27 protein-coding genes and 2 pseudogenes are annotated in these 25,092 nt (G+C 68.3%); 13 read left to right on the forward strand and 16 right to left on the reverse strand.

Annotation, left to right across the window (positions count from 1 at the left end):
• Nucleotides 1-252, forward strand: a pseudogene (locus tag AWC19_RS01560) (transglycosylase family protein); the annotation flags it as partial.
• Between the two features lie 76 nt (nucleotides 253-328).
• Here AWC19_RS01560 and AWC19_RS01565 read toward each other — a convergent pair.
• The 4 genes from AWC19_RS01565 to AWC19_RS01580 all read right to left on the reverse strand — a co-directional run bounded on the left by AWC19_RS01565 (nucleotide 329) and on the right by AWC19_RS01580 (nucleotide 1,967).
• On the reverse strand, nucleotides 329-754 hold the full coding sequence (locus AWC19_RS01565) for a molybdenum cofactor biosynthesis protein MoaE (RefSeq protein WP_085076348.1): 426 nt from the start codon (nucleotides 752-754) through the stop codon (nucleotides 329-331).
• Nucleotides 751-1,233 carry a MogA/MoaB family molybdenum cofactor biosynthesis protein gene (locus AWC19_RS01570; RefSeq protein WP_142280917.1) on the reverse strand — a complete coding sequence of 161 codons (483 nt, stop codon included), beginning with the start codon at nucleotides 1,231-1,233 and terminating at the stop codon, nucleotides 751-753. The genes AWC19_RS01565 and AWC19_RS01570 overlap by 4 nt, the downstream gene beginning before the upstream one ends.
• The gene (moaC, locus tag AWC19_RS01575; protein ID WP_245848643.1) at nucleotides 1,230-1,658 is read right to left on the reverse strand and encodes a cyclic pyranopterin monophosphate synthase MoaC; all 429 of its coding nucleotides are present in this window, start codon (nucleotides 1,656-1,658) and stop codon (nucleotides 1,230-1,232) included. The genes AWC19_RS01570 and moaC overlap by 4 nt, the downstream gene beginning before the upstream one ends.
• A gap of 108 nt (nucleotides 1,659-1,766) precedes the next feature.
• The gene (locus AWC19_RS01580) at nucleotides 1,767-1,967 is read right to left on the reverse strand and encodes a hypothetical protein (RefSeq protein WP_211284818.1); all 201 of its coding nucleotides are present in this window, start codon (nucleotides 1,965-1,967) and stop codon (nucleotides 1,767-1,769) included.
• Between the two features lie 104 nt (nucleotides 1,968-2,071).
• Between AWC19_RS01580 and AWC19_RS01585 the strand changes: the two genes are divergently transcribed.
• Together AWC19_RS01585 and AWC19_RS01590 are read left to right on the forward strand one after the other, a co-directional pair.
• Nucleotides 2,072-4,324 (forward strand): helicase-associated domain-containing protein, encoded by a 2,253-nt coding sequence (locus AWC19_RS01585; RefSeq protein ID WP_085076352.1) that lies wholly within the window; start codon nucleotides 2,072-2,074, stop codon nucleotides 4,322-4,324.
• An 82-nt stretch (nucleotides 4,325-4,406) separates the two neighbouring features.
• Complete coding sequence (locus AWC19_RS01590) at nucleotides 4,407-6,056, forward strand: DNA repair helicase XPB (RefSeq protein ID WP_085076353.1); 1,650 nt, start codon at nucleotides 4,407-4,409, stop codon at nucleotides 6,054-6,056.
• Here AWC19_RS01590 and AWC19_RS01595 read toward each other — a convergent pair.
• Nucleotides 6,016-6,456, reverse strand: a pseudogene (locus AWC19_RS01595) (SpoIIAA family protein); the annotation flags it as partial. The gene AWC19_RS01590 and the pseudogene AWC19_RS01595 overlap by 41 nt on opposite strands.
• Nucleotides 6,457-6,527: 71 nt before the next feature.
• Here AWC19_RS01595 and AWC19_RS28745 point away from each other — a divergent pair.
• A complete protein-coding gene (locus AWC19_RS28745; protein ID WP_142280918.1) occupies nucleotides 6,528-6,740 on the forward strand; it encodes a hypothetical protein in 213 nt (70 codons plus the stop codon).
• 47 nt (nucleotides 6,741-6,787) lie between these two features.
• Here AWC19_RS28745 and AWC19_RS01600 read toward each other — a convergent pair whose 3' ends face one another.
• Together AWC19_RS01600 and AWC19_RS01605 are read right to left on the reverse strand one after the other, a co-directional pair.
• Nucleotides 6,788-7,933 carry a thiolase family protein gene (locus AWC19_RS01600; RefSeq protein WP_085076354.1) on the reverse strand — a complete coding sequence of 382 codons (1,146 nt, stop codon included), beginning with the start codon at nucleotides 7,931-7,933 and terminating at the stop codon, nucleotides 6,788-6,790.
• A gap of 12 nt (nucleotides 7,934-7,945) precedes the next feature.
• Nucleotides 7,946-8,359 carry a Zn-ribbon domain-containing OB-fold protein gene (locus AWC19_RS01605; protein WP_085076355.1) on the reverse strand — a complete coding sequence of 138 codons (414 nt, stop codon included), beginning with the start codon at nucleotides 8,357-8,359 and terminating at the stop codon, nucleotides 7,946-7,948.
• Between the two features lie 331 nt (nucleotides 8,360-8,690).
• On the opposite strand from AWC19_RS01605, the gene AWC19_RS01610 reads away from it, so the two are divergent.
• The 4 genes from AWC19_RS01610 to AWC19_RS01625 are packed head-to-tail and all read left to right on the forward strand — an operon-like array spanning nucleotide 8,691 to nucleotide 11,478.
• A complete protein-coding gene (locus AWC19_RS01610) occupies nucleotides 8,691-9,419 on the forward strand; it encodes an ABC transporter permease (protein WP_372508565.1) in 729 nt (242 codons plus the stop codon).
• The gene (locus tag AWC19_RS01615) at nucleotides 9,416-10,153 is read left to right on the forward strand and encodes an ABC transporter ATP-binding protein (protein WP_085076356.1); all 738 of its coding nucleotides are present in this window, start codon (nucleotides 9,416-9,418) and stop codon (nucleotides 10,151-10,153) included. Before AWC19_RS01610 ends, AWC19_RS01615 begins: the two co-directional genes overlap by 4 nt.
• Nucleotides 10,150-11,166 (forward strand): ABC transporter substrate-binding protein, encoded by a 1,017-nt coding sequence (locus AWC19_RS01620; RefSeq protein ID WP_085076357.1) that lies wholly within the window; start codon nucleotides 10,150-10,152, stop codon nucleotides 11,164-11,166. Before AWC19_RS01615 ends, AWC19_RS01620 begins: the two co-directional genes overlap by 4 nt.
• 18 nt (nucleotides 11,167-11,184) lie before the next feature.
• Nucleotides 11,185-11,478: a putative quinol monooxygenase gene (locus AWC19_RS01625; RefSeq protein WP_085076358.1), complete on the forward strand. Its 294-nt coding sequence runs from the start codon at nucleotides 11,185-11,187 to the stop codon at nucleotides 11,476-11,478.
• On the opposite strand, the gene AWC19_RS01630 is transcribed toward AWC19_RS01625, so the two are convergent.
• Together AWC19_RS01630 and AWC19_RS01635 are read right to left on the reverse strand one after the other, a co-directional pair.
• Entirely contained in the window at nucleotides 11,475-12,464 is a 990-nt protein-coding gene (locus tag AWC19_RS01630; protein ID WP_085076359.1) for an LLM class F420-dependent oxidoreductase, read from the reverse strand. The two genes, AWC19_RS01625 and AWC19_RS01630, sit on opposite strands and share 4 nt — an antisense overlap.
• 11 nt (nucleotides 12,465-12,475) lie before the next feature.
• Complete coding sequence (locus tag AWC19_RS01635) at nucleotides 12,476-12,841, reverse strand: P-loop NTPase family protein (RefSeq protein ID WP_211284819.1); 366 nt, start codon at nucleotides 12,839-12,841, stop codon at nucleotides 12,476-12,478.
• Nucleotides 12,842-13,012: 171 nt separating this feature from the next.
• Here AWC19_RS01635 and AWC19_RS01640 point away from each other — a divergent pair, with 171 nt between their 5' ends.
• Entirely contained in the window at nucleotides 13,013-13,270 is a 258-nt protein-coding gene (locus AWC19_RS01640) for a hypothetical protein (RefSeq protein ID WP_142280920.1), read from the forward strand.
• A gap of 7 nt (nucleotides 13,271-13,277) precedes the next feature.
• Here AWC19_RS01640 and AWC19_RS01645 read toward each other — a convergent pair whose 3' ends face one another.
• The gene (locus AWC19_RS01645; RefSeq protein WP_085076362.1) at nucleotides 13,278-13,814 is read right to left on the reverse strand and encodes a TetR/AcrR family transcriptional regulator; all 537 of its coding nucleotides are present in this window, start codon (nucleotides 13,812-13,814) and stop codon (nucleotides 13,278-13,280) included.
• Nucleotides 13,815-13,895: 81 nt separating this feature from the next.
• On the opposite strand from AWC19_RS01645, the gene AWC19_RS01650 reads away from it, so the two are divergent.
• Both AWC19_RS01650 and AWC19_RS01655 read left to right on the forward strand, forming a co-directional pair.
• A complete protein-coding gene (locus AWC19_RS01650; RefSeq protein WP_085076363.1) occupies nucleotides 13,896-15,098 on the forward strand; it encodes an FAD-dependent monooxygenase in 1,203 nt (400 codons plus the stop codon).
• A 21-nt stretch (nucleotides 15,099-15,119) separates the two neighbouring features.
• Nucleotides 15,120-15,977 carry an LLM class F420-dependent oxidoreductase gene (locus tag AWC19_RS01655; RefSeq protein ID WP_085076364.1) on the forward strand — a complete coding sequence of 286 codons (858 nt, stop codon included), beginning with the start codon at nucleotides 15,120-15,122 and terminating at the stop codon, nucleotides 15,975-15,977.
• An 88-nt stretch (nucleotides 15,978-16,065) separates the two neighbouring features.
• Here the strand turns inward: AWC19_RS01655 and AWC19_RS01660 are convergent, their stop codons facing one another.
• A complete protein-coding gene (locus AWC19_RS01660; protein ID WP_085076365.1) occupies nucleotides 16,066-18,210 on the reverse strand; it encodes a 3-hydroxyacyl-CoA dehydrogenase NAD-binding domain-containing protein in 2,145 nt (714 codons plus the stop codon).
• Between the two features lie 5 nt (nucleotides 18,211-18,215).
• On the reverse strand, nucleotides 18,216-19,427 hold the full coding sequence (locus AWC19_RS01665) for an acetyl-CoA C-acetyltransferase (RefSeq protein ID WP_085076366.1): 1,212 nt from the start codon (nucleotides 19,425-19,427) through the stop codon (nucleotides 18,216-18,218).
• Between the two features lie 220 nt (nucleotides 19,428-19,647).
• Between AWC19_RS01665 and AWC19_RS01670 the strand changes: the two genes are divergently transcribed.
• A complete protein-coding gene (locus AWC19_RS01670) occupies nucleotides 19,648-20,820 on the forward strand; it encodes a pyridoxal phosphate-dependent aminotransferase (protein ID WP_085076480.1) in 1,173 nt (390 codons plus the stop codon).
• On the opposite strand, the gene AWC19_RS01675 is transcribed toward AWC19_RS01670, so the two are convergent.
• The 4 genes from AWC19_RS01675 to AWC19_RS01690 are packed head-to-tail and all read right to left on the reverse strand — an operon-like array spanning nucleotide 20,817 to nucleotide 23,326.
• Nucleotides 20,817-21,257, reverse strand: a complete 441-nt coding sequence (locus AWC19_RS01675) for an SRPBCC family protein (protein WP_085076367.1) — start codon at nucleotides 21,255-21,257, stop codon at nucleotides 20,817-20,819. The two genes, AWC19_RS01670 and AWC19_RS01675, sit on opposite strands and share 4 nt — an antisense overlap.
• Before the next feature lie 39 nt (nucleotides 21,258-21,296).
• Entirely contained in the window at nucleotides 21,297-21,740 is a 444-nt protein-coding gene (locus AWC19_RS01680) for an SRPBCC family protein (RefSeq protein WP_085076368.1), read from the reverse strand.
• Between the two features lie 58 nt (nucleotides 21,741-21,798).
• A complete protein-coding gene (locus AWC19_RS01685; protein ID WP_085076369.1) occupies nucleotides 21,799-22,878 on the reverse strand; it encodes a CaiB/BaiF CoA transferase family protein in 1,080 nt (359 codons plus the stop codon).
• A 4-nt stretch (nucleotides 22,879-22,882) separates the two neighbouring features.
• Entirely contained in the window at nucleotides 22,883-23,326 is a 444-nt protein-coding gene (locus tag AWC19_RS01690; RefSeq protein ID WP_085076481.1) for an SRPBCC family protein, read from the reverse strand.
• 67 nt (nucleotides 23,327-23,393) lie between these two features.
• Between AWC19_RS01690 and AWC19_RS01695 the strand changes: the two genes are divergently transcribed.
• Entirely contained in the window at nucleotides 23,394-25,088 is a 1,695-nt protein-coding gene (locus AWC19_RS01695) for an alpha-keto acid decarboxylase family protein (protein WP_085076370.1), read from the forward strand.
• Nucleotides 25,089-25,092: the final 4 nt, after the last annotated feature.

The raw sequence follows: 25,092 nt of genomic DNA on the forward strand, positions 1-25,092 counted from the left end.
CCCGTGCAGTTGGCCTCGTTCGACCAGGTCGCGCCGCCCGCCGACGCAGTGCCCCCGGCTCCGCCGGCTGACCTGCCGCCTGCGCCGCCCGCGGACGTGCCGCCGGCCCCCGGTGACTTTAACGTCGCATCGCCCGCCCCGCAGGCGTCGAACGCCGGTTACACCCGGCAGCTGTGGGAAGCCATCCGCGGCGCGGACATTCACGGAAACGACGCGCTGGACAGCCTGGCGCAGCCGGCCCCGGCCAGCTAACGCCCGCGCCTATAAAGACGCTCGGCCACGCTTCCGCGAGTTCGCTGATCACGGGGGCGTGGCCGCCAAAGGGCGTCTAAGCCGAACCGACCCATTCCTCGGTGCCGTCATCGAAGAACTGGTGCTTCCACACCGGTAGCCGCGCCTTGATGGTGTCGACCAGGCGGGCGCAGGTGTCGAACGCCGCCTGACGATGGTCGGCGGCCACCGCGGCAACCAGCGCCGCCTCACCGATGTGCAGCGCCCCGATGCGGTGGCTGGCCGCCACGGCGCGCACGCCGGCCGCCTGCTCGGCGACCTCGGCGACCACCTCGCCGATGACCTGCTCCGCCGAAGGGTGCGCGGAATACTCCAAACGCACCACCCGCCGACCGCCGTCGTGGTCGCGGATCATGCCGACGAACCCGACGACCGCTCCGGCCGACTGGTGCCCCACCAATTCCTCGTGCTCGGCGAGGTAGATCGGCTCTTCCGTCATCGCGGCACGCAGCACGCGCGTCATCGCTGGTGGTCCCCGCCGGCAAGTTGGTCCAGCGCGTGGTCGAGCACGTCGGCGAGCACCCCGAGCCCGTCGCGCACCCCACCGGTCGAGCCCGGCAGATTGACGATCAGCGTGCGCCCGGCCACGCCGCACACGCCGCGCGACAGCACCGACGTGGGAACCTTGGGCAGCCCGGCGCGCCGGATGGCGTCGGCCAGCCCGGGAATCATGTAGTCCAGCACAGCCACAGTCTGGTCGGGTGTCGTGTCGCTGGGCGAGATGCCGGTGCCACCCGAGGTGATGATGAGGTCGACGTCGGCGTCGAGCGCCTTGCGCAGCGCCTCACCGACCGGCTCGCCGTCGGCGACGACCTCGGGCTGCGCAGTCGAAAACCCGTGTTGCTCAAGCCATTCCGCGATGATTGGACCGCTTCGGTCGTCGTAGACGCCGGCCGACGCCCGGGTCGAGGCGACGATGACCCGTGCGGATCGCGGTCTCACGGCCGCACCCAGGTTCCGGTCTTGCCGCCCTCCTTGCGGAGCACCCGGATGTCGTCGATGCGGGCGGCCGGGTCAACCGCCTTGATCATGTCGTAAAGCGTCAGCCCGGTCACGCTGACGGCGGTCAGCGCCTCCATCTCAACCCCCGTCCGGTCGGTGCTGCGTACGGTCGCGGTGATCTGGATATCCGATTCGCCGACGTTGAAATCCACGTCCACCCCGGTGAGCGCGAGTTGGTGGCACAGCGGGATCAGGTCGCTGGTGCGCTTGGCGGCCAAAATGCCCGCCACCCGCGCGGTGGCCAGCGCGTCGCCCTTGGGCAGGCCGCCCGTCGAGATCAGCGCGACCACGTCGCGCGAGGTGCGCAGCGCGCCCGTTGCTACGGCGGTGCGCGTGGTGGCCCCCTTTTCACTGACGTCGACCATGTGCGCCGCCCCCCGTTCATCCAGGTGCGACAGGGCCGACGGGGAGTCCCGCGACTCCCGTGTCGCCGAGGCGTTCGAGGCCTCAGGGGCCTTAGCCATTCCGGCGACCTATCGGTTGACGACGGTAACCGGGTGCAGGTAGGGCAGGTCGGTCGCGGGCAGCGGGAACACCAGTTCACCAAAGGGTGACAACGCACCGGTGCGGTCGCTCACCAGTTCGCTCACCGCGTGGTCGTCGGGGTCCGTCGTCGGCCAGCCGTTGTCGACGTACCTCGCCTTGCGATCTTTGCCTTCAGCAGTGTCAGCCACGGGGTTCATTCTGACAGGTCGCGCACGCGGACGTGGCGCAAGGCCGTCGCATCGCGTTTTGCGCGGCAGCTTCGGGCCGGCCGGCTGCTTTACGCTGGTCAGCAATGACCGACAACACCCCGGATATCCCGCTGGGGTCCTGGCTGGCCGACTTGCCGGACGAGCGGCTGATCCGATTGCTGCAATTGCGGCCGGACCTCGCGCAGCCGCCGCCCGGCAGCATCGCCGCGCTGGCCGCGCGCGCGCAGGCCCGCCAGTCGGTCAAGGCCGCCACCGACGATCTCGACTTTTTGCGGCTGGCGGTCCTCGACGCCCTGCTGGTGCTGCAGGCCGACACCGCCCCGGTGCCCACCGCCAAGCTGCTGGCGCTGATCGGCGAGCGGGCCCCCGAGGCCGACGTCGTGGCCGCGCTGGACGACCTGAGGGAGCGTGCCCTGGTGTGGGGGGAGGCCGCGGTCCGGGTGGCCGCCGACGCCGGCACGGCCCTGCCGTGGCATCCCGGCCAGGCCACGCTCGAGGACGCCTCACGCACCGGCGGCGAGATCGCGGCTCTCATCAACGGCCTCGACGCGGCCCAGCTCGATGTGCTGGACAAGCTGCTCGAGGGTTCCCCGATGGGCCGCACCCGAGACGCCGCGCCCGGCGCCCCGGCCGACCGCCCGGTGCCGCAGCTGTTGGCGATGGGCCTGCTGCGCCGCGTCGATGCCGACACGGTGATCTTGCCTCGCCACGTCGGACAGGTGCTGCGCGGCGAGGAACCCGGCCCGATGCAGCTGACCGCGCCCGACCCGGTGGTATCGGCGACCACCGCCGCCGACGTCGATGCCGTGGCCGCCGGGGCCGTCATCGACCTGCTCCGTGAACTCGACGTGCTGCTGCAAACCCTGGGCGCTGCACCGGTTTCCGAGCTGCGCAGCGGCGGCCTGGGTGTTCGCGACGTCAAGCGGCTGGCCAAGACGACCGGCATCGACGAGCCGCGGCTGGGCCTGATCCTCGAGGTCGCGGCCGCGGCAGGATTGATCGCCAGCGGCATGCCCGACCCGGAGCCCGCTACCGGCGACGGTCCGTATTGGGCGCCCACGACGGCCACCGAGCGGTTCACCGCGTTGTCGGCCGCCGAGCGTTGGCATCTATTGGCCAGCACCTGGCTCGACCTGCCGGGTCGGCCGGCGCTGATCGGCCGACGCGGTCCCGACGCCAAACCCTATGGCGCCCTGAATGATTCGCTGTACTCCACGGCTGCACCGCTGGATCGCCGGCTGCTGCTGGGCATGCTCGCCGAGTTGCCGCCGGGCGCCGGCGTCGACGCGGCCTCGGCGTCGGCGGCGCTGATCTGGCGCCGCCCCCGCTGGTCCCGGCGGCTGCAGCCCGAGCCGGTGGCCGACCTGCTGGCCGAGAGCCACGCGCTGGGGCTGGTGGGCCGCGGAGCCCTCAGCGCGCCCGGCCGCGCGCTGCTGGCCGAACCCGGCGACCCTGACGCCGCGATCCAGGCGATGGCCCGGGCGATGCCCGCACCGATCGACCACTTCCTGCTGCAGGCCGACCTGACGGTGGTGGTGCCCGGGCCGCTGCACCGCGACCTGGCCGATGACCTGGCCACCGTCGCCACCGTCGAGTCGGCCGGTACCGCGATGGTGTATCGAATCAGCGAGCAGTCGATCCGTCACGCGCTCGACATCGGCAAGACCCGCGACTGGATGCATGAACTTTTCACCAAGCACTCCAAAACCCCTGTGCCGCAAGGACTCACGTACCTCATCGACGACGTCGCCCGCCGCCACGGCCAGCTGCGCATCGGCATGGCCGCGTCGTTCGTGCGGTGCGAGGACCCGGCGCTGCTCGCCCAGGCGATGGCCGCCTCCGAAGAGTTGCAGCTGCGGGCCCTGGCGCCGACGGTGGCCGTGTCGCCCGCGCCGATCGCCGAGGTGCTCGCCGCGCTGCGCTCCGCGGGCTTCGCCCCGGCCGCCGAGGATTCCACCGGGTCCATCGTCGACGTGCGTCCTCGCGGAGCCCGGGTGGCCACGCCGCAGCAACGCCGGCCGTACCGCCCGCCGCCGCGGCCCAGCGCCGAAACCCTCAACGCCGTCGTCTCGGTGCTGCGCAGGGTGACCGCCGCCCCGTTCGGCAACATCCGCGTCGACCCCGCGGTCACCATGTCAACGTTGCAGCGCGCGGCCAGGGACGGGGAGACGCTGGTCATCGGCTACCTCGACGCCGCCGGCGTGGCCACCCAGCGAGTGGTGTCGCCGATCAGCGTCCGCGGCGGGCAGCTCGTGGCCTTCGATTCGGCCTCGGGGCGGCTGCGCGAGTTCGCCGTTCACCGCATCACGTCGGTGGTGTCGGCGGGGTCAGGATAATGCGGTTATGCGCGCCGACGACATTGACACAAGTAGCGATGCGGTGGGGGTACCACCCGCTTGCGGGGGAGAGTGGCGCTAGATGACCGACGGACCATTGATCGTGCAGTCCGACAAGACGGTGCTGCTCGAAGTGGACCACGAGCTGGCGGGCGCGGCACGCGCCGCCATCGCGCCGTTCGCCGAGCTGGAACGCGCGCCCGAGCACGTGCACACCTACCGCATCACCCCGCTGGCCCTGTGGAACGCCCGCGCCGCCGGCCACGACGCCGAGCAGGTCGTCGACGCGCTGGTCAGTTACTCCCGCTACGCGGTGCCCCAGCCGCTGCTGGTCGACATCGTCGACACCATGGCGCGCTACGGCCGGCTACAGCTCGTCAAGCACCCGGCGCACGGCCTGACGCTGGTGAGCCTGGATCGCGCGGTGCTCGAGGAGGTGCTGCGCAACAAGAAGATCGCCCCGATGCTGGGCGCCCGCATCGACGACGACACCGTGGTCGTCCACCCCAGCGAGCGCGGCCGGGTCAAGCAGATGCTGCTCAAAATCGGTTGGCCCGCAGAGGATTTGGCCGGCTACGTCGACGGCGAGGCGCACCCGATCAGCCTGCAGCAGGACGGCTGGCACCTGCGCGACTACCAGCAGTTGGCCGCGGATTCCTTCTGGGCGGGCGGCTCCGGGGTGGTGGTGCTGCCCTGCGGCGCCGGCAAGACGCTGGTCGGCGCGGCCGCGATGGCGAAAGCCCGTGCCACGACGCTGATTCTGGTGACCAACATCGTCGCCGCCCGACAGTGGAAGCGCGAGCTGGTTGCGCGCACGTCGCTGACCGAGGACGAGATCGGCGAATACTCCGGCGAGCGCAAGGAGATCCGGCCGGTCACCATCTCGACGTATCAGATGATCACTCGCCGCACCAAGGGCGAGTATCGGCACCTGGAACTCTTCGACAGCCGCGACTGGGGCTTGATCATCTACGACGAGGTGCACCTGTTGCCGGCGCCCGTCTTCCGGATGACGGCCGACCTGCAGTCCAAACGGCGGCTGGGGTTGACCGCGACGTTGATCCGCGAAGACGGCCGCGAAGGCGACGTGTTCTCCCTGATCGGCCCCAAGCGCTACGACGCGCCATGGAAAGACATCGAAGCCCAGGGCTGGATCGCGCCGGCGGAGTGCGTCGAGGTGCGGGTCACCATGACCGACAACGAGCGGATGCTGTATGCCACCGCCGAACCCGAGGAGCGCTACCGGCTGTGCTCGACGGTGCACACCAAGATCGCGGTGGTGAAGTCGATCCTGGACAAACACCCCGGCGACCAGACCCTGGTGATCGGCGCCTACCTGGATCAACTCGACGAGCTCGGCGCCGAGCTGAACGCCCCGGTGATCCAGGGGTCGACCCGGATCCGGGAGCGCGAGGAACTGTTCGACGCCTTCCGCCGCGGCGAGATCACCACCTTGGTGGTGTCCAAGGTCGCCAACTTCTCCATCGACCTGCCGGAAGCCTCTGTGGCGGTGCAGGTTTCGGGAACCTTCGGTTCACGCCAGGAGGAAGCCCAGCGGCTGGGCCGGCTGCTGCGGCCCAAGGCCGGCGGCGGCGGCGCCGTCTTCTATTCGGTGGTGGCCCGCGACAGCCTGGACGCCGAGTACGCCGCGCACCGGCAGCGCTTCCTGGCCGAGCAGGGCTACGGCTACGTCATCCGCGACGCGGATGACCTTCTGGGACCGGCGATCTGACGACCAGCCCGCCAAGACTCACGGCGGCGGGGCCGGCTCCGCCGATGAAAGCCTCGGCGATCTCGAGGACGGACGCGTCAGCGGCTCCGGGAAGCGACGTCAGCCACGCGACAGCGTCATCGCGTTCGTCGTTGTCGTACACCTGAGTCGGACATGGCATCCAACCGCCGATGGCGTTGCTCGGTGCCCGAACCCAGCGAACGTCACTGACGACTGGGCAGCCGTCGAGCAATCGCGCATACTTCAACCCGAATCTCGCGTCCGCCCACAGCGCGCCCGCCGTGATGCCCTCGAAGCCCGGGCCGAACTGGTAGGGCAGCCGCATCCGGCCTCCCGCGCGCTCGGCGCGATCGATTATCGGAGCAAAGACGCGCTCGTAGCCTGCCGCCGTCACAGTCCCGAAGGCCTCGAGCGCCTATACGCCGGCAGGCATACCCGTAAGTTCCTGCAGCGCGCGGCGCCCCTTTCGAGGTGGAGACGAAATTGGCGCGGACCGGAATTCGCGCAGAGTGGGAGGGTTTTCTGCCGAGCCCGCCAATTCGCCCCGATGTTCGGGCCAAAAACGCACTGGGCCTGTGGACCCGCAATCTGGCGTCCAAACTGTTGAACGTTCCGGCGTTGGCTCAGTGGGTGGTCCGGAGCGAATTCCGCGACGACATCGCCTTGCCCGAATTCGTCGCATAGCCGACCGACCGCGAACCGACCCCCAGAAAGGTTGCGGGAGCGGCAAATTAGAGCGACACGATCGTCGCCGACGCGGTGCCCGGTGCGCCGTACACCTGCGCCAGGCCGACGCGCGGGTTGCCGGGCACCTGACGATCGCCCGCCTCGCCCCGCAGCTGTCGCACCAGCTCGTGCACCTGCCGCAGTCCCGACGCGCCGATGGGCTCACCATTGGCGATCAACCCGCCGTCGGTGTTGACCGGCATCGAACCGTGGATCTCGGTGGCGCCGTCGGCGACGAGCTTTTCCTGCTCGCCGTCGGCGCACAGGCCCGTCTCGGCCATGTGAATGACCTCGTTGCCGGCGTCGGTGTCCTGGAGCTGGGCGATGTCGACATCCTCGGGCCCGATGCCCGCCGCCTCGTAGGCCGCCTTGGACGCGTACACCGTCGGCGAAACGTCCTCGTCCAGCGGGGCGAACGTGGCGTGCACCTCGTAGGCACCGTACGTGCGGGTGCGGATCTCGCAGGCCCGCACGAAGACCGGCTTGTCGGTGTATTTGTGCGCGATGTCGGCGCGACACATCACCACGGCCGCGGCGCCCTCGTCGGGCGCGCAGAACATGTACTGCGTCAGCGGGTAGTTGAGCACGTTCGAGTTGAGGATCTCTTCGACGGAGATCTCCTTGCGTCGGAAGGCGTTCGGGTTCAGCGCGCCATTGCGAAAATTCTTGTTGGCCACGCGCGCCAACGTCTCCCGGGAGATGGTGTGGTCGTGCAGGTACTTGTTGGCCTTCATCCCGAAGAACTTGGTGGTGACGAACTGACCGTTCTGCGCGTACCACTGCGGGAGCGCGAGTTTGGCGGGGTCGTCGGTGAACGCGCCGCGCGGATGCTTGTCCAGCCCGATGGCGATGCCGATGTCGTATTTGCCCAGCCGGATGGTGTCGGCTGTCTGCTGGATGGCGCTGGCGGCGGTGGCGCACGCATTGAAGACGTTGGTGAACGTGATGCCGGTCAGCCCGACCAGCCGGGTCACCGCGTCGGGGTTGGACACCTCGTGGCTGCCGCCGAAGCCAAACTGGATGTCCTTCCAGTCCAGGCCGGCGTCGGTCAGCGCGGACTGGATGGCCTCGGCGCCCATCTGCATCGCGGTCTTGTCGAACCGGCCGCAGGGGTGCAGCCCCACACCGATGATGGCGACGTCGTTAGTCATCTCAAACTCCCTTTAGACCGGCCGGAAAGCGAACGTCATGACCTCGGCGCCCTCTTCGTCGGTGGTGAGCGGCACCATGGTCAGCTCGACCTCCTGGCCGAACTTCAGCTTGGCAGGGTCGTTTTCGGTCAGTCGGCCCTCGACTCGGATGATGTCGGCGAGCTGGACCAGGCCCACGCCGAACGGCACGAAGTCCTTGCCGGCCGGGCCGGCATAGGGCGCCCCAGGCGGGAAGCCCTGGGTGGTCCACGCCACCAGGGTGCCGCGGCGGGGCAACAACACCTCGGTCATCTCGCCGCCGCTGCACCGCGGGCACCACTGCTGCACGGGGAACGTCGTCGCACCGCAGGCGCCGCAGCGGCTCCCAATCAGCTGGGGGTTCTCGTCGGGCCAGGTGGAGATTTCGGGAGCGAGTGCCTTTTGCATAGGGATCCTCCGTGGCAACAAAAGAATGCGCTCACTGAAAGGTACAACAGCGTTCAACAAAAGCGGAAACCGCATTCTCCTAGCGCACGGCCGCGGCCGAGCCGGGTGGCCAGTGCTGCTCGCTCTTCCCGTCATACCGAGCCAAACCCTTCAGGGTCTTGGGCCGATCCGCCTACCGTCGTCCCGGACACCACCGCGGTTGCCCGCTAGCGCCCGCCCGTTTAGGACACGAGGTTTCTTCATAGCTGTGAGCACCCCCGCCGAGGCGGTCACCGAAACGCCGCCGCTATCCGCAACGCGCAAGGTTTGGCACCAGCGACGGTGGGCCCTGATCCGGTTTTCGTCGCCGGTGGTGCTGCTGGCCCTGTGGCAGGCGTTCAGCGCCATCGGCGCGATACCTCAGGACGTGCTGCCGGCGCCGCAGTTGATCTTCGACGCCGGGCTACAACTGATCCGAAACGGCAAGCTCGCCGAGGCCCTGGAGGTCTCCGGCCTCCGCGTGGCCGAAGGCCTGCTGCTGGGCGGCGTCCTCGGGGTCGTCGGGGGCGTGGCCGTCGGATTGTCGCGGTGGTTGGAGGCCACCGTCGACCCGCCACTACAGATGGTTCGCGCCCTGCCGCACCTGGGTCTGATTCCGTTGTTCATCCTGTGGTTCGGTATCGGCGAGCTCCCGAAAGTCCTGCTGGTCGCGCTCGGAGTCAGTTTCCCGCTTTACCTCAACACCTTCTCCGCTATCAGGCAGGTGGACCCCAAGCTGCTCGAAACCGCTGACGTGCTCGGCTTTTCACTGGGGCAGCGGCTGCGCATAATCATCCTGCCGAGCGCCGCCCCGCAGGTTCTGGTCGGGCTGCGACAGTCGCTGGCGATCGCGTGGCTGACGCTGATCGTCGCCGAACAAATTAACGCCGACAAAGGCATCGGGTTTCTGATCAACAACGCGCGGGACTTCCTGCGCATCGACATCATCATTTTCTGCCTGGTCATCTACGCCCTGCTGGGCCTCACCACCGATGCCATCGTCCGAGTCCTTGAACGTCGAGCCTTGAGGTACCGCACATGACCGTGACAACGCAGCGGCAGACCACCGTCGTCGGCCGGCTGAGCAACGTCGACAAGTGGTACGACAACCGGCAGGTGCTCCACGGCATTTCGCTGGAGATCGGCACTCACGAGATCGTCGCATTGGTCGGTCGCAGTGGCTCCGGCAAATCGACCGTGCTGCGGGTGCTGGCGGGGCTCGCCCCCGACCATACCGGCAGGCGCGAGGTCGTCGGAGCACCCGCCGTCGCCTTCCAGGAGCCACGCCTGCTGCCGTGGCGCGACGTCCTCACCAACGTTCGGTACGGCCTCAACCGCACCGCGCTGTCGCACGATGCGGCCCAAAAGCGTTCCGAGCAAGCGCTGGCCGAGATCGGGCTAGCCGAGCACGCCTCGGCCTGGCCGTTGACCCTGTCGGGTGGCCAGGCACAGCGAGTCTCCCTGGCGCGGGCGCTGGTCGCCGAACCCCGCCTGCTGCTGCTCGACGAGCCGTTCGGGGCGCTCGATGCGCTCACCCGGCTTTCCATGCGGGCGCTGCTGCTGGATTTGTGGCGCCATCACGGATTCGGCGTGCTGCTGGTGACCCACGATGTCGACGAGGCGATCGAGCTGGCCGACCGGGTGCTGATCCTCCAGGACGGCCGCATCGCCGACACCATCGAGATCGAACACCCACGGCCCACGCCGTCTACGCGCACCGCAGAACACGACCAATACCGGGTCGAACTTCTCGACAAGCTCGGCGTCCGGCTTTGACGGCATACCGCCGCGTCGCCGCTCGCCTCGCCGCGGTCGTGACGCTTCTGGTCGCGGCGCCGGCGTGTGCGTCGAAATCCCTGGGACCGCAGCTGATCGGGGTGCCGGCGACGGTGCCGTTGGCGGAGCTGTCCGGGGTAACCCTTCAGGTCGGCGATCAGAAGGGCGGCACCGAGGCGTTACTGCGCGCCGCCCACGCGCTGGACAATGTGCCCTACAAAATCGTCTTCTCGACGTTTACCTCCGGACCGCCCCAAATCGAGGCCTTGACCGCCGGCAAGATCGACTTCGCGATCACCGGGAATACGCCTCCGGTGTTCGGTGCGGCGGCCAACTCCAAGACGCGGGTGGTGGCGGCCTGGGACGGCGCGGCAGCGGGCGAGCAGATTCTGGTGCGCGCCGGGTCGTCGATCAATTCGGTGCGCGACCTGAAGGGGAAGACGATCCTGTTAGCCAAGGGCAGCGCCGCGCACGCAAACATCCTCGAGCACCTCGCCGACGCGGGGCTAAAGACCGCGGACGTCAAGCTGGTCTTCCTGCAGCCCGCCGACGCGCTCTCGGCATTCGCCAGCGGACAGGGCGACGCGTGGGTTATCTGGGAGCCCTACACCGCGCAAGCCCACCTGACGCTCAAGGTCCGCAGCATTGGGTCCGCCGCCAACGGCTACTGGTTCGGCAGCGCGTCTGTCGAGGCGCTGACGGATCCGAAACGCAATTCCGCGCTCGCCGACCTGTTGGGTCGCTACGAGAGGGCCGCGCAATGGTCGCGGGACAACCCTTCGGAGTGGGCCGGCAAGTACGCCAAGGCCGTCGGTCTGGACATCAAGATCGCCGAGCTCGCCCAGAGCCACCTGCAGCGGTTGCCGATACCCCTCGACGACAAGGTGGTGGCCGCCGAGCAGAGACTGGCCAACCTGTTCGCGGCCGCCGACCAGATTCCGGAGGCGCCCGACTTCGCCAAGTGGGTCGACCGTAGGTTCAACAGTGTGCTCGTCGCGAGCGCGACGACCTGACGAACGAAGGAGACGGCGATGCCGGTCACGGTGACACTTGAACTGAGGTTGAAGCCGGAGTCGGTGGCCGCGGCGCGCGAGGTCATGGGCCGGGCGCTCAAGGAGACCCGGGCCTTCGACGGCAATCTCGGTACCGACGTGCTCGTCGACGAGGACGACGAGGCCCACTGGCTGATCTACGAACTGTGGGAGACGGTCGAACACGACGAGGCCTACCGCAGGTTCCGGGCCGGCGACGGGAAGATCGTTGATCTTCCTCCGTTGCTGGCGGCGTCGCCTGTCAAGACGCGCTACGTCACCGCCGACATCTAGGCCAGCGCGGGGATCACTTCGCGTTCGAACAGCTCGATTCCGGAACGGTCGTACGCTGCTTCCGGGAAATAGCAGATCGCGTACTGGCAACCGAGGTCGCGGATCTTGGTCAGCCGCTCGATCACCTGTTCCGGTGTGCCCACCGCCGACTCCGGCCCGCTGGTGCCGGCGATCATCGCGTCGGCCGTCGCCTCGGGCAGATACCCGACGAGACGGTCGCGGACCCGTTGCAGCCGTTCCTTGACGTCGGCGTCCGACTCGCCCACCACGGCGTTGACGTTGACCGAACGCACGATGGCGTCGAAGTCGGTGCCCACGTCGGCGCAATGGCCCGCCAACACCTCCGACTTATGGGCGAACGTCTCCGGCGCGGGGGCGAAGTTCGTGTAATGGGCGTATTTCGCGGCGATGCGCAGCGTTACCTTCTCGCCCCCGCCGGCGATCCACAGTGGTATTCCGTTGTCTTGCAACGGCTTCGGGGCCACGATCGCGCCGTCGACCTGGTAGTGCTCACCGTTGAAGGTGACCTTGCCGTCGCGCCAGGCGGCGCGCATGATCTGCACGCCCTCGTCCAGCCGACCCAGCCGCACCTTGGCCGACGGAAAGCCGTAACCGTATGCGCGCCACTCGTGTTCGTACCAGCCGCCGCCGATACCCATTTGAATCCGGCCGCCTGAGATGATGTCGATGGTCGCCGCCACCTTGGCCAGATACGCCGGGTTGCGGTAGCTCATCGCCGTGCACATCTGGCCGAGCTTGATCCGCGAGGTGGTCGCCGCGTACGCCGCCATCAGCGACCACGCCTCGTGGGTCGCTTCACCGGACGGCACCGGGACGGTGTGGAAATGGTCGTAGACCCATAGGGAATCCCAGGCCCCGCCGTCGGCGTACGCGGCGAGGTCCCGCATCACCGCCCAGTGTTGCTTCGGTTCGATGCCTACCAGGTCCATCCGCCAGCCCTGCGGAATAAACAAGCCAAAGCGCATGAACCAGGACTCTAGCTCCCGAGAAAACGCCGCACCTGATGCGGGTTGTGCAAGAGATGCACGGTCGCACCGCGTGCGTGAGTCGCGATGGCCCGCTCGATCGCGGGCAAGCTGTCGCGGCGGTAACGAGCAACCCAACTCCAGAATTCGCCGGTTTCTCGCGACCGGCGCACTGCCCGCCACGCGCAGCGCCACAACGGGAAATCCAGCACGACGATCGTGTCGGCCGCGCGCAACCGCAGAGCCAGGCCAGTGTCGTACGGACCGAGGTCGCCGTCGATGATCCAGCACCCACGCGCCACCAGCCGGCGCTGGATCTCCGACCAGTCCGACTCGGGTGCCGGCCGCAGGCCCGACTGCCAGAAGAGCGTGTCCAACTCGACAACCGGAAGGCCAAGCTTCCGCGAAAGCGCCCGCGCCAGAGCCGATTTCCCGGCGGCGCCGCGGCCGAGGATGACGACGCGTTGCGTGCTGACCTCCGGCGCTTCACAGCGGATCGATAGCCACGGCTCAGCCGCAGGCTAAATCCGGGCGATATTCCTTGATGCATGACAAGTAGGCGCGTTATCTCCGCCGTGCAACTGATTTTCGCCGGGGTCGCCACCGTCGCCACGTTGGCGCTCTGCAACGTCGCGCAAGCCGGTGCGGCCCCGACTGCGATCGTGTCGGCCCCCTCGGCCACGGCGGGCGGCTTCGCCGCCGACGACCCCGGCAACTCCGTCAACGACAACGGTCAGACTTCAGGCGACATCTTCGCCCAGAACGCCCAGGACCAGAGCACCGCGAGCGGGGCGGGAACGTCGTAACCCTTCTTCAGATCCCCAGCGCGTCGAGCGCGGCCTGCACCGACGTGGCGCGCAACGCGTCGTAATCGGTGTCGGGGAACTGCAGGCAGCAGTCCTGCAGCCCGCCGAACGCGAGGACCGCGCGGGTGGACTGCTCGAGGGTGGGCCGCGGGCCGAAAACGAGCTTTCCGAGCCGGCCACGCCACGCCAGCACCTTGTCGATCAATCCCAGGTCGGCCAGCATCGCAATTTCGGCCAGTACCAGCATCATGTCGTGACGGTGCCGGTAGTGAAAATCGAAATAGCCCTCGAGCAATTCGCGCGCATTAACACCGGCGCGGCCTTCCTGGTCCTCGACGAACTGCTCACCTTCGTCGATCAGCGGCACCAGGATGCTGCGGACCAGTTCCTCCCGCGAGGCGAAGTGGTAGTACAGCGCGGGTTTGGTGATCCCGAGTTTGTCCGCGATGTCCTGCAGGCTGGTGCGCTGCACGCCCTGTTGCAAAAAGAGCTCCCGAGCGACCTCTTGGATGCGCTGCCGGGTGTCCGACCGGGAACCACTCACCCCCCGAGCTTAACTGACTTAACGATAGGTAAGCGGGCATGTTACGCTTACCGAACGTTAAGTAAGCGAGAGGAGGCCGTCATGCGAATCCTGGTCTCGGGCGCCAGCATCGCCGGGCCGGTGCTGGCGTACTGGCTGACGCGCCACGGCTTCGACGTCACCGTCGTCGAGCGTGCGCCGACGCTGCGCAAGACCGGCGGTCACGCCGTCGACCTGTTCCGTCCGGCCATGGAGATCTCGGAGAAGATGGGCGTGTTGCCTCGCATCGAGGCGCTCGCCACCGGAACCGATCGCATGACCGTGCATCGGGAGGGCCGGCCGCGGGCCACCGAGGTCGACCTCACCAAGCTGGTGGGTGTCGCCTCGGACCGCCACGTGGAGATCATGCGCGACGACCTCAGCGGAATCTACTACGACGCCACCCGCGACGACGTCGACTACCTTTTCGGCGACTCCATCACGGCGATCGAGCACGACGGCGAGGTGACGTTCGAGCGCTCCCCCACCCGCCGGTTCGACGTCATCGTCGGCGCCGACGGGCTGCACTCCAACGTCCGGCGCCTGACGTTCGGCGCTGAGGACAGCCTGACCCGGTTCCTCGGCGGCTACCTGGCGGTGGTGTCCGCCCCCAAGTCCCTAGCCACGCCCAACGAGATGGTCGGCCACGTCGGGGTCGGACGGCTCGCGGCGATCTACACCGCGGAGCATCTGGACGACGCCCGGATGGTGTTCATGTTCCGCAGCAAATCCGAACTCGACTACGATTACCGAGATTCGTTGCGGCAGAAGCAGTTACTGCGCGACGCGTATGCGGACATGCATCCCCGGGTGGACCGCTGGCTGGAGGAAATCGACGGGACGCCGGCGTTCTACTTCGATGCGATCAGTCAACTGAGCATGAACATCTGGTCACGGCGGCGGGTCACCCTCGTAGGTGACGCCGGCTACTGCCCCGGTCCCGCGGTCGGCGGCAGCACCAGCCTCGCCGTCCTCGGCGCCTACGTGCTGGCCGGCGAGCTGGCCCGCGCGGACGGCGATCACCTGCGCGCGTTCGCCGCCTACGAACTGCAGATGCGCGAGCCCGTGCACCTCAGCCGGGCCTTTGCGCGCGCGGCCGCCCGCACCGTCATCCCCGGTTCCCGAGCCGGAGTCTGGGCGCTGACCCGCGGGCTGCAGCTAGTCTCGTTGATGCCGGGCTCGCTCTCCCGGTCGCTGGCGAGGCTCAACACCAAGGGCGTGCGCATGTACGACTCGATGCCGGTGCCCGACTACAGCGAGGTGTGACACAGAAGGAAGGAATCGCCGATGGACCTGGCCGGTGTCGGGATATGGAGCAGTCAACTGCGCTACGGCGATCCGTCCGAATCAGCTGACGCGGCAGCGGAATTGGACGACCTGGGATTCACCGCGCTGTGGATTCCCGACGTGGGCGGGCCGGTGTTCGACGCGGTGGGCCGCCTGCTTGGCGCGACCAAGCGGACCGTGATCGCGACGGGGATCCTCAACCTGTGGATGCACACGCCCGGCGACGTCGCCGCGTCGTATGACGCCCTGACGGCCGAGCACCGCGACCGCTTCCTGCTGGGCATCGGGGTCAGCCACGCGCCGCTGATCGACGCCGGCCAGCCCGGGCGGTATCGCAAGCCGCTGGCGGCGACGGCGTCATTCCTGGACGGGTTGGACGCCGCGCCGCAACCGGTGCCCGCCGAGGCGCGGGTGCTCGCCGCGCTCGGCCCGAAGATGCTGGCCCTGTCGGCGAGCCGCGCCCGCGGCGCCCACCCCTACCTCGTCACCCCCGACCACACCGCTTCCGCCCGTGCGACTTTGGGCGAGGGCCCGCTGCTGTTGCCCGAGCAGACCGTGATCCTCACCGACAGCGCCGACGAGGCCCGCAGCATCGGAACCGATTGGCTCCGGGCGTATCTGGCGCTGCCCAACTACGCTAACAACCTGCTGCGCAGCGGGTTCTCCGAGGACGACCTGGCGCAGGTGAACGACCGGCTCTTCAACGCGATCATCGCCTGGGGCGACGAGGCCGCCGTCATGCGCAGGGTCGACGAGCATCGCGCGGCCGGCGCCGACCACGTCTGCGTCCAAGTGCTGACGGCCGACCCGAGAGAATTCCCGCGCGAGCAGTGGCGCCGCCTCGCCGCCGCCTGCTGATCACCTCTGATCACCGCCGCGAAACATAACTGCTAGCGACGACACGCCGTGACGAGTCGCATACGTTATGCCCCGCGACGCGACGCGGTCAGGTGAGCGACTCCGGCGGCAGGAAACGGTCGCCGTACTTGGCGGCCAGCTCGCGGGCCCGCGCCACGAAGGCGTCCTTGCCGATTCCGCCCGGCCCCTCGTAGCCGACGATGAACTGCGCGCTGCCGCCCGTCCACGGCGGGAAGCCAATGCCCATGATCGACCCGATGTTGGCGTCGGCGGTCGACGTCAGCACGCCCTCGTCGAGGCACTTCTGCGTCTCGAGCGCCTCGGCGAACAGCATGCGGTCGATCATGTCCTGCAGCGGCGGCTGCGAACTGCCGGAGTTGAACGTCTCGCGCAGGCCCGGCCACAACCGCGTGCGCTTGCCGTCGGGGTATTCGTAGAACCCGGCGCCCTTCAACCGGCCCGACCGCCCGATCTCGATCATCTTCTCGACGACGGCCTCGGCCGGGTGCGGCTCGTAGGTGCCGCCGGCGTCCTCGATGCCCTTGCGCGTGGCGACGGCGATCTTGTGCATCAGCTCCAGGTTGAGCTCGTCGGACAGCTGCAGCGGCGGCGCCGGGTAGCCGGCCTGCGAACCGGCATGCTCAATCGAAGCCGGCTCCACGCCCTCGCCGAGCATCGCCAGCGCCTCGTTGACGAACGTGCCGATGACGCGGCTGGTGAAGAAGCCGCGGCTGTCGTTGACCACGATCGGGGTCTTGCCGATGGCCAGCGTGTAGTCGAACACGCGGGCCAGCGCCTCGTCGGAAGTCTTCTCGCCCTTGATGATTTCGACCAGCGGCATCTTGTCGACCGGCGAAAAGAAGTGGATCCCGATGAAGTCCTCCTGCCGCTTGACCCCGGCCGCCAGGCCGGTGATGGGCAGCGTGGAGGTGTTGGACCCGAGCAGCGCGTTGGGCTCGACGATGTCCTCGATCTCCTGAAACACCTGGTGTTTGAGTTCCTGGTTCTCGAACACCGCCTCGATCACGAAGTCGACGCCCTTGAAGTCGGCCGCGTCCGCCGTCGGCGTGATGCGATCCAGCAGCGCCTTGCTCTTCTCCTCGGTGGTCTTGCCCCGCTGCAGCGCCTTGGCCTCAAGCTTTTCCGAGTAGCCCTTGCCCTTCTGCGCGGCCTCGATGCTGACGTCCTTCAGCACCACCTCGAAGCCGGCCTTGGCCGACACGTACGCGATGCCGGCGCCCATCATGCCCGCGCCCAGCACGCCGATCTTGTTGATCTTGACCGGCTCGATGCCGTCCGGCCGCGACCCGCCGCCGTTGATTGCCTGCAGGTCGAAGAAGAACGCCTGGATCATGTTCTTGGCGACCTGGCCGGTGACCAGCGAGGCGAAGTATCGGCTCTCGATGCGGCTGGCGGTGTCAAAGTCCACCTGCGCGCCCTCGACGGCGGCGGCCAGGATGGCCCGCGGCGCCGGCATCGGAGCGCCCTTTAGCTGCTTGCGCAGCAGCGCCGGGAACGACGGCAGGATCGCGGCGAGCGAGGGGCTGGACGGGGAGCCGCCCGGCATCTTATAGCCCTTCTTGTCCCAAGGCTGTTCGTGCGCCTCGGGATTGGCCTTGATCCACGCCTTCGCCGCGGGCACCAGCTCATCGACCGAGCCGACGAGCTCGTCGACCAGCCCGATCTCCTTGGCCTTGTCAGGCTTGAAGCGGGTGCCCTGCGAGAGCACATTCATGAACGCGTTCTGGATGCCGAACATCCGCACGGTGCGGGCTACCCCACCACCGCCGGGCAACAACCCCAGCGTCACTTCGGGCAGCCCGACAACGAGGCCCTTGACGTCGGCGACGATGCGGTGGTGACACGCGAGCGCGATCTCCAGGCCGCCACCCAACGCGGCGCCGTTGATGGCCGCCACCACCGGCTTGCCCAGGGTCTCCAGCGCCCGCAGGTCGCGCTTGACCGCTTCGACGGTGTCGAATGCTTCGCCGGCGTCCTCGGGCCCGAGGTTGATCATGCTCTTCAGGTCACCACCGGCGAAGAAGGTCTTCTTCGCGCTGGTGATCACCACACCGGTGATCGAATCCTTCTCCGCGACAAGGCGTTCGACGGCCTTGTGCATGGACTCCTTGTAATGCTCGTTCATCACGTTGGCCGACCCGGTGGGGTCGTCCATGGTCAGGGTGACGATGCCGTCGGCGTCCTGGTCCCACTGAATGGTGTTCTCTGCCATGGTTGTTAAACCCTCTCGATGATGGTGGCGACACCCATGCCGCCGCCGATGCACAGCGTGATCAGCGCGCGACGCGCGTTGCGGCGCTCCAGTTCGTCGACCATGGTCCCCAGGATCATGGCGCCGGTGGCGCCCAGTGGGTGGCCCATCGCGATGGCGCCGCCGTTGACGTTGAGAATCTCGTCGGGAATGTTGAGCTCCTTTTGGTACTTCAGCACCACCGACGCGAATGCCTCGTTGAGCTCGAACAGGTCGATGTCCTGAACCGTGAGACCCGCGCGATCGAGCACCTTCCGGGTGGCAGGGGCGGGACCGGTCAGCATGATCGTCGCGTCGGCGCCACTGGTGGCAGTGGCCACGATTCGGGCCCGCGGCGTCAGGCCCTGCGACTTGCCGGCGGCCTCGGAGCCGATGAGTACCAGCGCGGCGCCGTCGACAATGCCCGAGCTGTTGCCGCCGGTGTGCACGTGGTTGATCTTTTCGACCCAGTGGTACTTCTGCAGCGCCACGTCGTCGAACCCGCCCATCTCACCAACGCCCTCGAAGGCCGGCTTCAGCTTGGCCAGTCCCTCCAGCGTGGTCTCGGGACGCATGTGCTCGTCGTGGTCAAGGATCGTCAAACCGTTCTGGTCGCGCACCGGCACGACCGACTTGGCAAAGTAACCGCCCGACCACGCCGCTGCCGCGCGCTGCTGGCTGCGCAACGCGTAGGCGTCAACGTCGTCTCGCGAGAAGCCCTCGATGGTGGCGATCAGGTCGGCGCCGATTCCCTGCGGGGCGATGTAGTTGTCGTAGGCGAAGGCGACGTCGGTGAACATCGCACCGCCGTCCGACCCCATCGGCACCCGGCTCATCGACTCGACGCCGCCGGCGAGCACCAGGTCGTCCCAGCCGGAGCGCACCTTTTGGGCGGCGGTGTTGACGGCCTCCAGGCCCGAGGCGCAGAACCGGTTGAGCTGCACGCCGCCGACGGTGTCGGGCAGCCCGGCGGCCAGCACCGCGGTGCGGGCGATGTCGGCGCCCTGGTCCCCGACGGGTGAGACGCAGCCCAGAACGACGTCGCTGATCAGGTTCTCGTCAAGGTCCGGAAAGCGGCGGCGCAGCTCCTCGATCAGGCCGACGACCAGGCTCAGCGGCCTGACCTCGGTCAGCGACCCATTGCGCTGCTTCCCGCGGGGGGTTCGGATGGCCTCGTAGATGAAGGCTTCTTCGGACATGTCGACTTCCTCTTCGGGATTTGGGGTAGGTCCGTCCTAAAACACTAGGTCCAGTACCGGCCACCCTAACAGGGCGCCCGTCCAACCTGTTGGTTGGGCGCAACCGCGCAGGTCAGCAGCCGGTGACGGCGCCGCACGCCACGCTGACGTGGCTCTGGGCGCTTCACGTGGCGCTGGCGTGACGCCCGCGGCGGGCACCGCGAAGATAGGCTCGATCCCCATGACGACGGTGTCGCGACTGCGGCCCTACGCCACCACGGTGTTCGCCGAAATGTCGGCGCTGGCCGCCCGGATCGGCGCGGTGAACCTCGGTCAGGGCTTTCCCGACGAGGACGGGCCACCGGCGCTGCTGAAGGCCGCCCAAGACGCGATCGCCGACGGCGCCAACCAGTACCCGCCCGGCATCGGCGTCGCCCCGCTGCGCCACGCCGTCGCCGCGCACCGGCGGCGACACTTCGGCGTCGAGTACGACCCCGATACCGAGATATTGGTGACCGTCGGCGCCACCGAGGCGATCGCGGCGTCGGTGATCGGGCTGATCGAGCCCGGCTCGGAGGTCGTGCTGATCGAGCCCTTCTACGACTCCTACTCGCCGGTGGTGGCGATGGCCGGCGCGCACCGGGTGACGGTGCCGCTGGTCGCCGATGGGCGCGGCTTCGCCCTGGACGCCGACGCCTTGCGGCGCGCGGTTACGCCCAGAACGCGCGCGCTGATCGTCAACTCGCCGCACAACCCGACCGGCACCGTGCTCAGCGCGGCGGAGCTGGCCGCCATCGCCGAGATCGCGGTCGCCGCCGACCTGCTCGTGATCACCGACGAGGTCTACGAGCACCTCGTCTACGACCGCCACCGGCACCTGCCGCTGGCCGGCTTCGACGGCATGGCCGAGCGCACGATCACCATCTCCAGCGCGGCCAAGATGTTCAACTGCACCGGCTGGAAGATCGGATGGGCTTGCGGCCCAGCGCAACTCATCGCCGGCGTGCGCGCGGCCAAGCAGTACTTGAGCTACGTCGGCGGCGCGCCGTTTCAACCCGCGGTCGCGCTCGCGCTCGACACCGAGGACGCGTGGGTCGACGAGCTGCGCCGCTCGCTGCGGGCCAGGCGCGATCGACTGGCCGCGGGGCTGACCGACATCGGCTTCGCGGTGCACGACAGCGCCGGCACCTACTTCCTGTGCGCCGATCCCCGCCCCCTCGGGTACGACGACAGCACCGCGTTCTGTGCGGCGCTCCCGGAAAAGGTGGGCGTGGCCGCCATCCCGATGTCGGCGTTCTGCGATCCCGCGGCACCGCACGCCGACATGTGGAATCACTTGGTGCGCTTCACTTTCTGCAAACGTGACGACACCTTGGACGAGGCCATCAGGCGGCTGGCGGCGCTGAGACGCTAAGCCTCCGAGCCCGTCACCCGCCACCGCAGTCCCTCGAGCGCGGCGCGCAGGATCTTCTTGCGGGCCCGGTTGATCACAAACTCCGGCAACGGCGCGGAAGGTTCCACGGTGATCCCGAATCGCACGCGGGTCCTGTTGTCCCCCTCGCGGATCAGGTTGTACTCGCCGTGCTGGCCGCGTTGGTGAATGGTCTTCTTGGCGTCCCACACCATCCAGTCCGGGCCCCAGTGGTACTCGAGCATTTGGGTGTCGATGATGCCCATCACCCGGATCGTCACCTTCACGTGGCGCGGCAGTCCGTCGGGATAGCTGTCGATGACCTCAACCTTTTTGTGCACCGCCGACCACGACGGCACGGTGTCCATGTCGGCCAGCGCCTCCATGATCGATTCCGGGGGCGCGTCAATGACGATCTCCGACGACGCTTGAACGGCCACTGCTACAAAATTAATCCCATCAGGAGCTGCTGGCGGTGATTAAGTGTGCCCGCCGCGCTGCAAAAGCCCGCTGAGCCCCTTCACCGCGGCGTCGAGGACGTGGGCCGCCTGCCGCTTGACGACGAAGCCGGGAATGGGACCGGCCGGTTCGACGGTGATGTCAAAGCGCACCCGCGTCTTGTCGAGACCCTCGGGTTTGACGTTGTACTCGACATGCTGGCCATGCTGCCGTGCCGTGCCGGTCGCGTCCCACACCACCCAGTCGGGACCCCAGTGGTATTCCAGCACCTCTTTGTCGACGAGCCCGAAAGTCTTGACGGTGGCCTTGACGTGGTGGGGCCTTCCGTCGGGATAACGGTCGATCACTTCCAGCTGTCGGTGTAGCGGCGACCACGATGACAGCAGGCCGACATCTGTCAGCGCCTCCATGACCTGTTCTGGCGACGCGTCGACGACAAATTCCCGTGATGCTTTTACGGCCACTGCCGATAAAGTAGCAACGGCACCGGCCAGGTGATCGGTGTTTGCCGTAAAACCCTGCCTACCAGTCGATTTCGTCGAGCGGTGTGGTGGTCGGCGGGGGCGGCCCGACGGGCCCGGCGGGCGTGCGGGAAAACCGCGGCGCCGGCGCGGCCTGCTCGACGCCGTGGGCGGTGATCACCGTCGACCGCGCCTTCAAGTGTTCGTCGGTCGCGGCTTCGGTCCACGTCAGCACCGGGGTGACACAGGCGTCGGTGCCGGCGAATACCTCGGTCCACTCGTCGCGGGTCTTACTGGCGAACCGCTCGGCGAACAGCTCGTACATCCGTGGGTAGGAGCCGATGTCGAGCTGGCCGGGCACCTCGTCGGGCGCCAGGCCCAGGCCGGTCAGCAGCGCGGCGAAGAACTGCGGCTCGATGGCGCCGACGGCCACGTACTTCCCGTCTGCGGTCTCATAGCAGCGATAGAACGGGGCGCCGCCGTCGAGCAGGAACGATTCGCGCTGATCGCGCAGCGCGCCGGTGGACTTCATGGTCCACATCACTTGGGCCAGCACGCTGACCCCGTCCACCATCGCCGCGTCGATCACCTGCCCCTTACCGGACCGCTCCCGCTCGTACAGCGCGGCGACGATGCCCAGCAGCACCAGCATCGAGCCGCCGCCGAAGTCGGCGACCAGGTTCAGCGGCGGCATCGGCGGCCGGTCCCGATAGCCCAGCGCCGAGAGGGCACCGGTCTGCGACAGGTAGTTGATGTCGTGGCCCGCCGTGGACGCCAGCGGCCCCTCCTGACCCCAGCCGGTGATCCGCGCGAAGACCAGCCGCGGGTTGACCGCGGCGCAGTCGTCGGGCCCGATGCCGAGCCGCTCGCAGGTGCCCGGCCGAAAACAGTCCAGCAGCACGTCGGCCTTGGCGGCGAGCTCCAGCAGCCTGCCCGGCTGCGCCTTCACGTCCAGGTCGACGATCCGCTTCCCGCGGTGCAGCAGGTCGCGGTCCTCGGGCGGCATCACCAAACCACCGGGGCGCCGAACGCGCACCACATCGGCGCCGAGGTCGGCGAGCACCATCCCGGCGTGCGGGCCCGGTCCGATGCCGCCGAGTTCGATCACCCTGACCCCGGCCAGCGGTCCCCCGCCGGTCACCGTGTCAGTTGCCCTTCTTGACCTGCAGCACCCGCTCGCGCAGCGCCTTGGTGGCCGAGTCGATCGTGCCCTTGACGGCGCGCTTGAGCACGAAGCCGGGCAGCGGAACGTTTGGGTCCACGGTGATCTGCATCTTGACCAAGGTGCTGTCGCCCTGTGGGACAAGGGTGTACTTGCCGTCCTGTGACTTCTGCTGGCCCGAGCTGACCAGCGTCCAGCTCACGTCGTTGCCGCTCCAGGTGTAGGCGACCACCTGTTCGTCGGTGATGCCCGCTGTCCGGACCTTCATCTTGACCTTGCGGGGCCGACCGTCCTCGCCCGTCTCGAGCACTTCCGCGCCTTGATGGGGGTCCGACCATTCGGGCATCGCTTCGAAATCGGCGATGACGTCCAGAATCTCCTCGGGGCTGGCTTCGATGACGATGTCGTGGGATTCCTTGATGGCCATGGCCCGCATGGTATAGCCGAAACGGTAGGCCCGCCGGAACCGCTTCGCCGGGGGTAGCGTCGTGCGTGTGACAGATCCCCTCCTCAGCCCGGCCGATCCCGTCTACACCGTCGGGGACTATCTGTTGGACCGCCTCGCCGAGCTCGGCGTATCCGAGATCTTCGGCGTTCCCGGCGACTACAACCTGGCATTTCTGGATCACATCGTCGCTCATCCCACGATTCGGTGGGTGGGCAGCTCGAACGAGCTCAACGCCGGCTACGCGGCCGACGGGTATGGGCGGTTGCGCGGAATGTCCGCCGTGGTAACGACATTCGGGGTGGGCGAACTGTCGGCGACCAACGCGATCGCGGGCAGTTACGCCGAGCACGTGCCCGTCGTGCACATCGTCGGCTGCCCTTCCAAGGACGCGCAGGCCACCCGGCGCGCGCTACACCATTCGCTCGGGGACGGGGATTTCGAGCACTTCTTCCGGATCAGCCGCGAAATCACCTGCGCCCAAGCAAATCTCATGCCCGCGACGGCGTGCAGGGAGATCGACCGGGTGCTGTCGGAAGTGCGCGAACAGAAGCGGCCCGGCTACCTCCTGCTGTCGACCGACGTGGCGCGCTTCCCCACCGAACCGCCCACCGACCCATTGCCCCGCTACGCCGGCGGCACCAGCCCACGCGCGCTGGCCATGTTCGTCGAAGCGGCCGCCGGCCTCATCGGCGACCACCGGCTGACCGTGCTCGCCGATCTGCTGGTCCACCGCCTGCACGCCGTCAAGGAGCTCGAGGCGTTGCTGGCGGCGGACGTGGTGCCGCACGCCACGCTGATGTGGGGAAAGAGCCTGCTCGACGAGAGCTCGCCCAACTTCCTGGGGATCTACGCCGGTGCGGCCAGCGCCGAATGGGTCCGCAGGGCTATCGAAGAGGCGCCGGTGCTGGTGACGGCGGGCGTGGTGTTCACCGATATGGTCAGCGGCTTCTTCAGCCAGCGCATCGACCCGGCCCGCACCATCGACGTGGGACAATACCAAAGCAGTGTCGCCGGTGAGGTCTTCGCGCCGCTGGAAATGGGCGCCGCCCTCGAGGCGCTGGCCACCATCCTGGCCCGCCGCGGCATCACCTCACCGCCGGTGGCGCCGCCGCCCGCCGAGCCCCCGCCGCCGACCCCGCCGCGCGACCAACCGCTCACCCAGCAGATGGTCTGGGACCGGCTGTGCGTCGCGCTCACGCCGGGCAACGTGGTCCTCGCCGATCAGGGAACGTCGTTCTACGGCATGGCGGATCACCGGCTGCCGAACGGGGTCACCTTCATCGGTCAACCGCTCTGGGGCTCAATCGGTTACACGCTGCCCGCGGCCGTCGGGGCGGCGCTGGCACACCCGGACCGCCGGACGGTGCTGCTGATCGGCGACGGTGCCGCCCAGCTGACCATCCAGGAGCTGGGCACCTTCTCGCGCGAAGGCCTGGCCCCGGTCATCGTGGTGGTCAACAACGACGGCTACACCGTCGAGCGGGCCATTCACGGCGAGACCGCCCCCTACAACGACATCGTCAGCTGGAAGTGGACCGACATCCCGAACACCCTCGGCGTCAAAAATCACCTGGCGTTCCGGGCGCAGACCTACGGCGAGCTCGACGACGCATTCACCGCGGCCGCCGAGCACCGGGACCGCATGGTGTTCGTCGAGGTGGTCTTGCCGCGCCTCGAGATCCCGCGCCTGCTCGGCCAACTCGTCGGGTCCATGTCCCCCGAAGGCAGCGCGCGCCGCTGAGGAC

Source organism: Mycobacterium palustre, assembly GCF_002101785.1.
In the GTDB taxonomy this organism is placed as follows: Bacteria; Actinomycetota; Actinomycetes; order Mycobacteriales; family Mycobacteriaceae; genus Mycobacterium; species Mycobacterium palustre.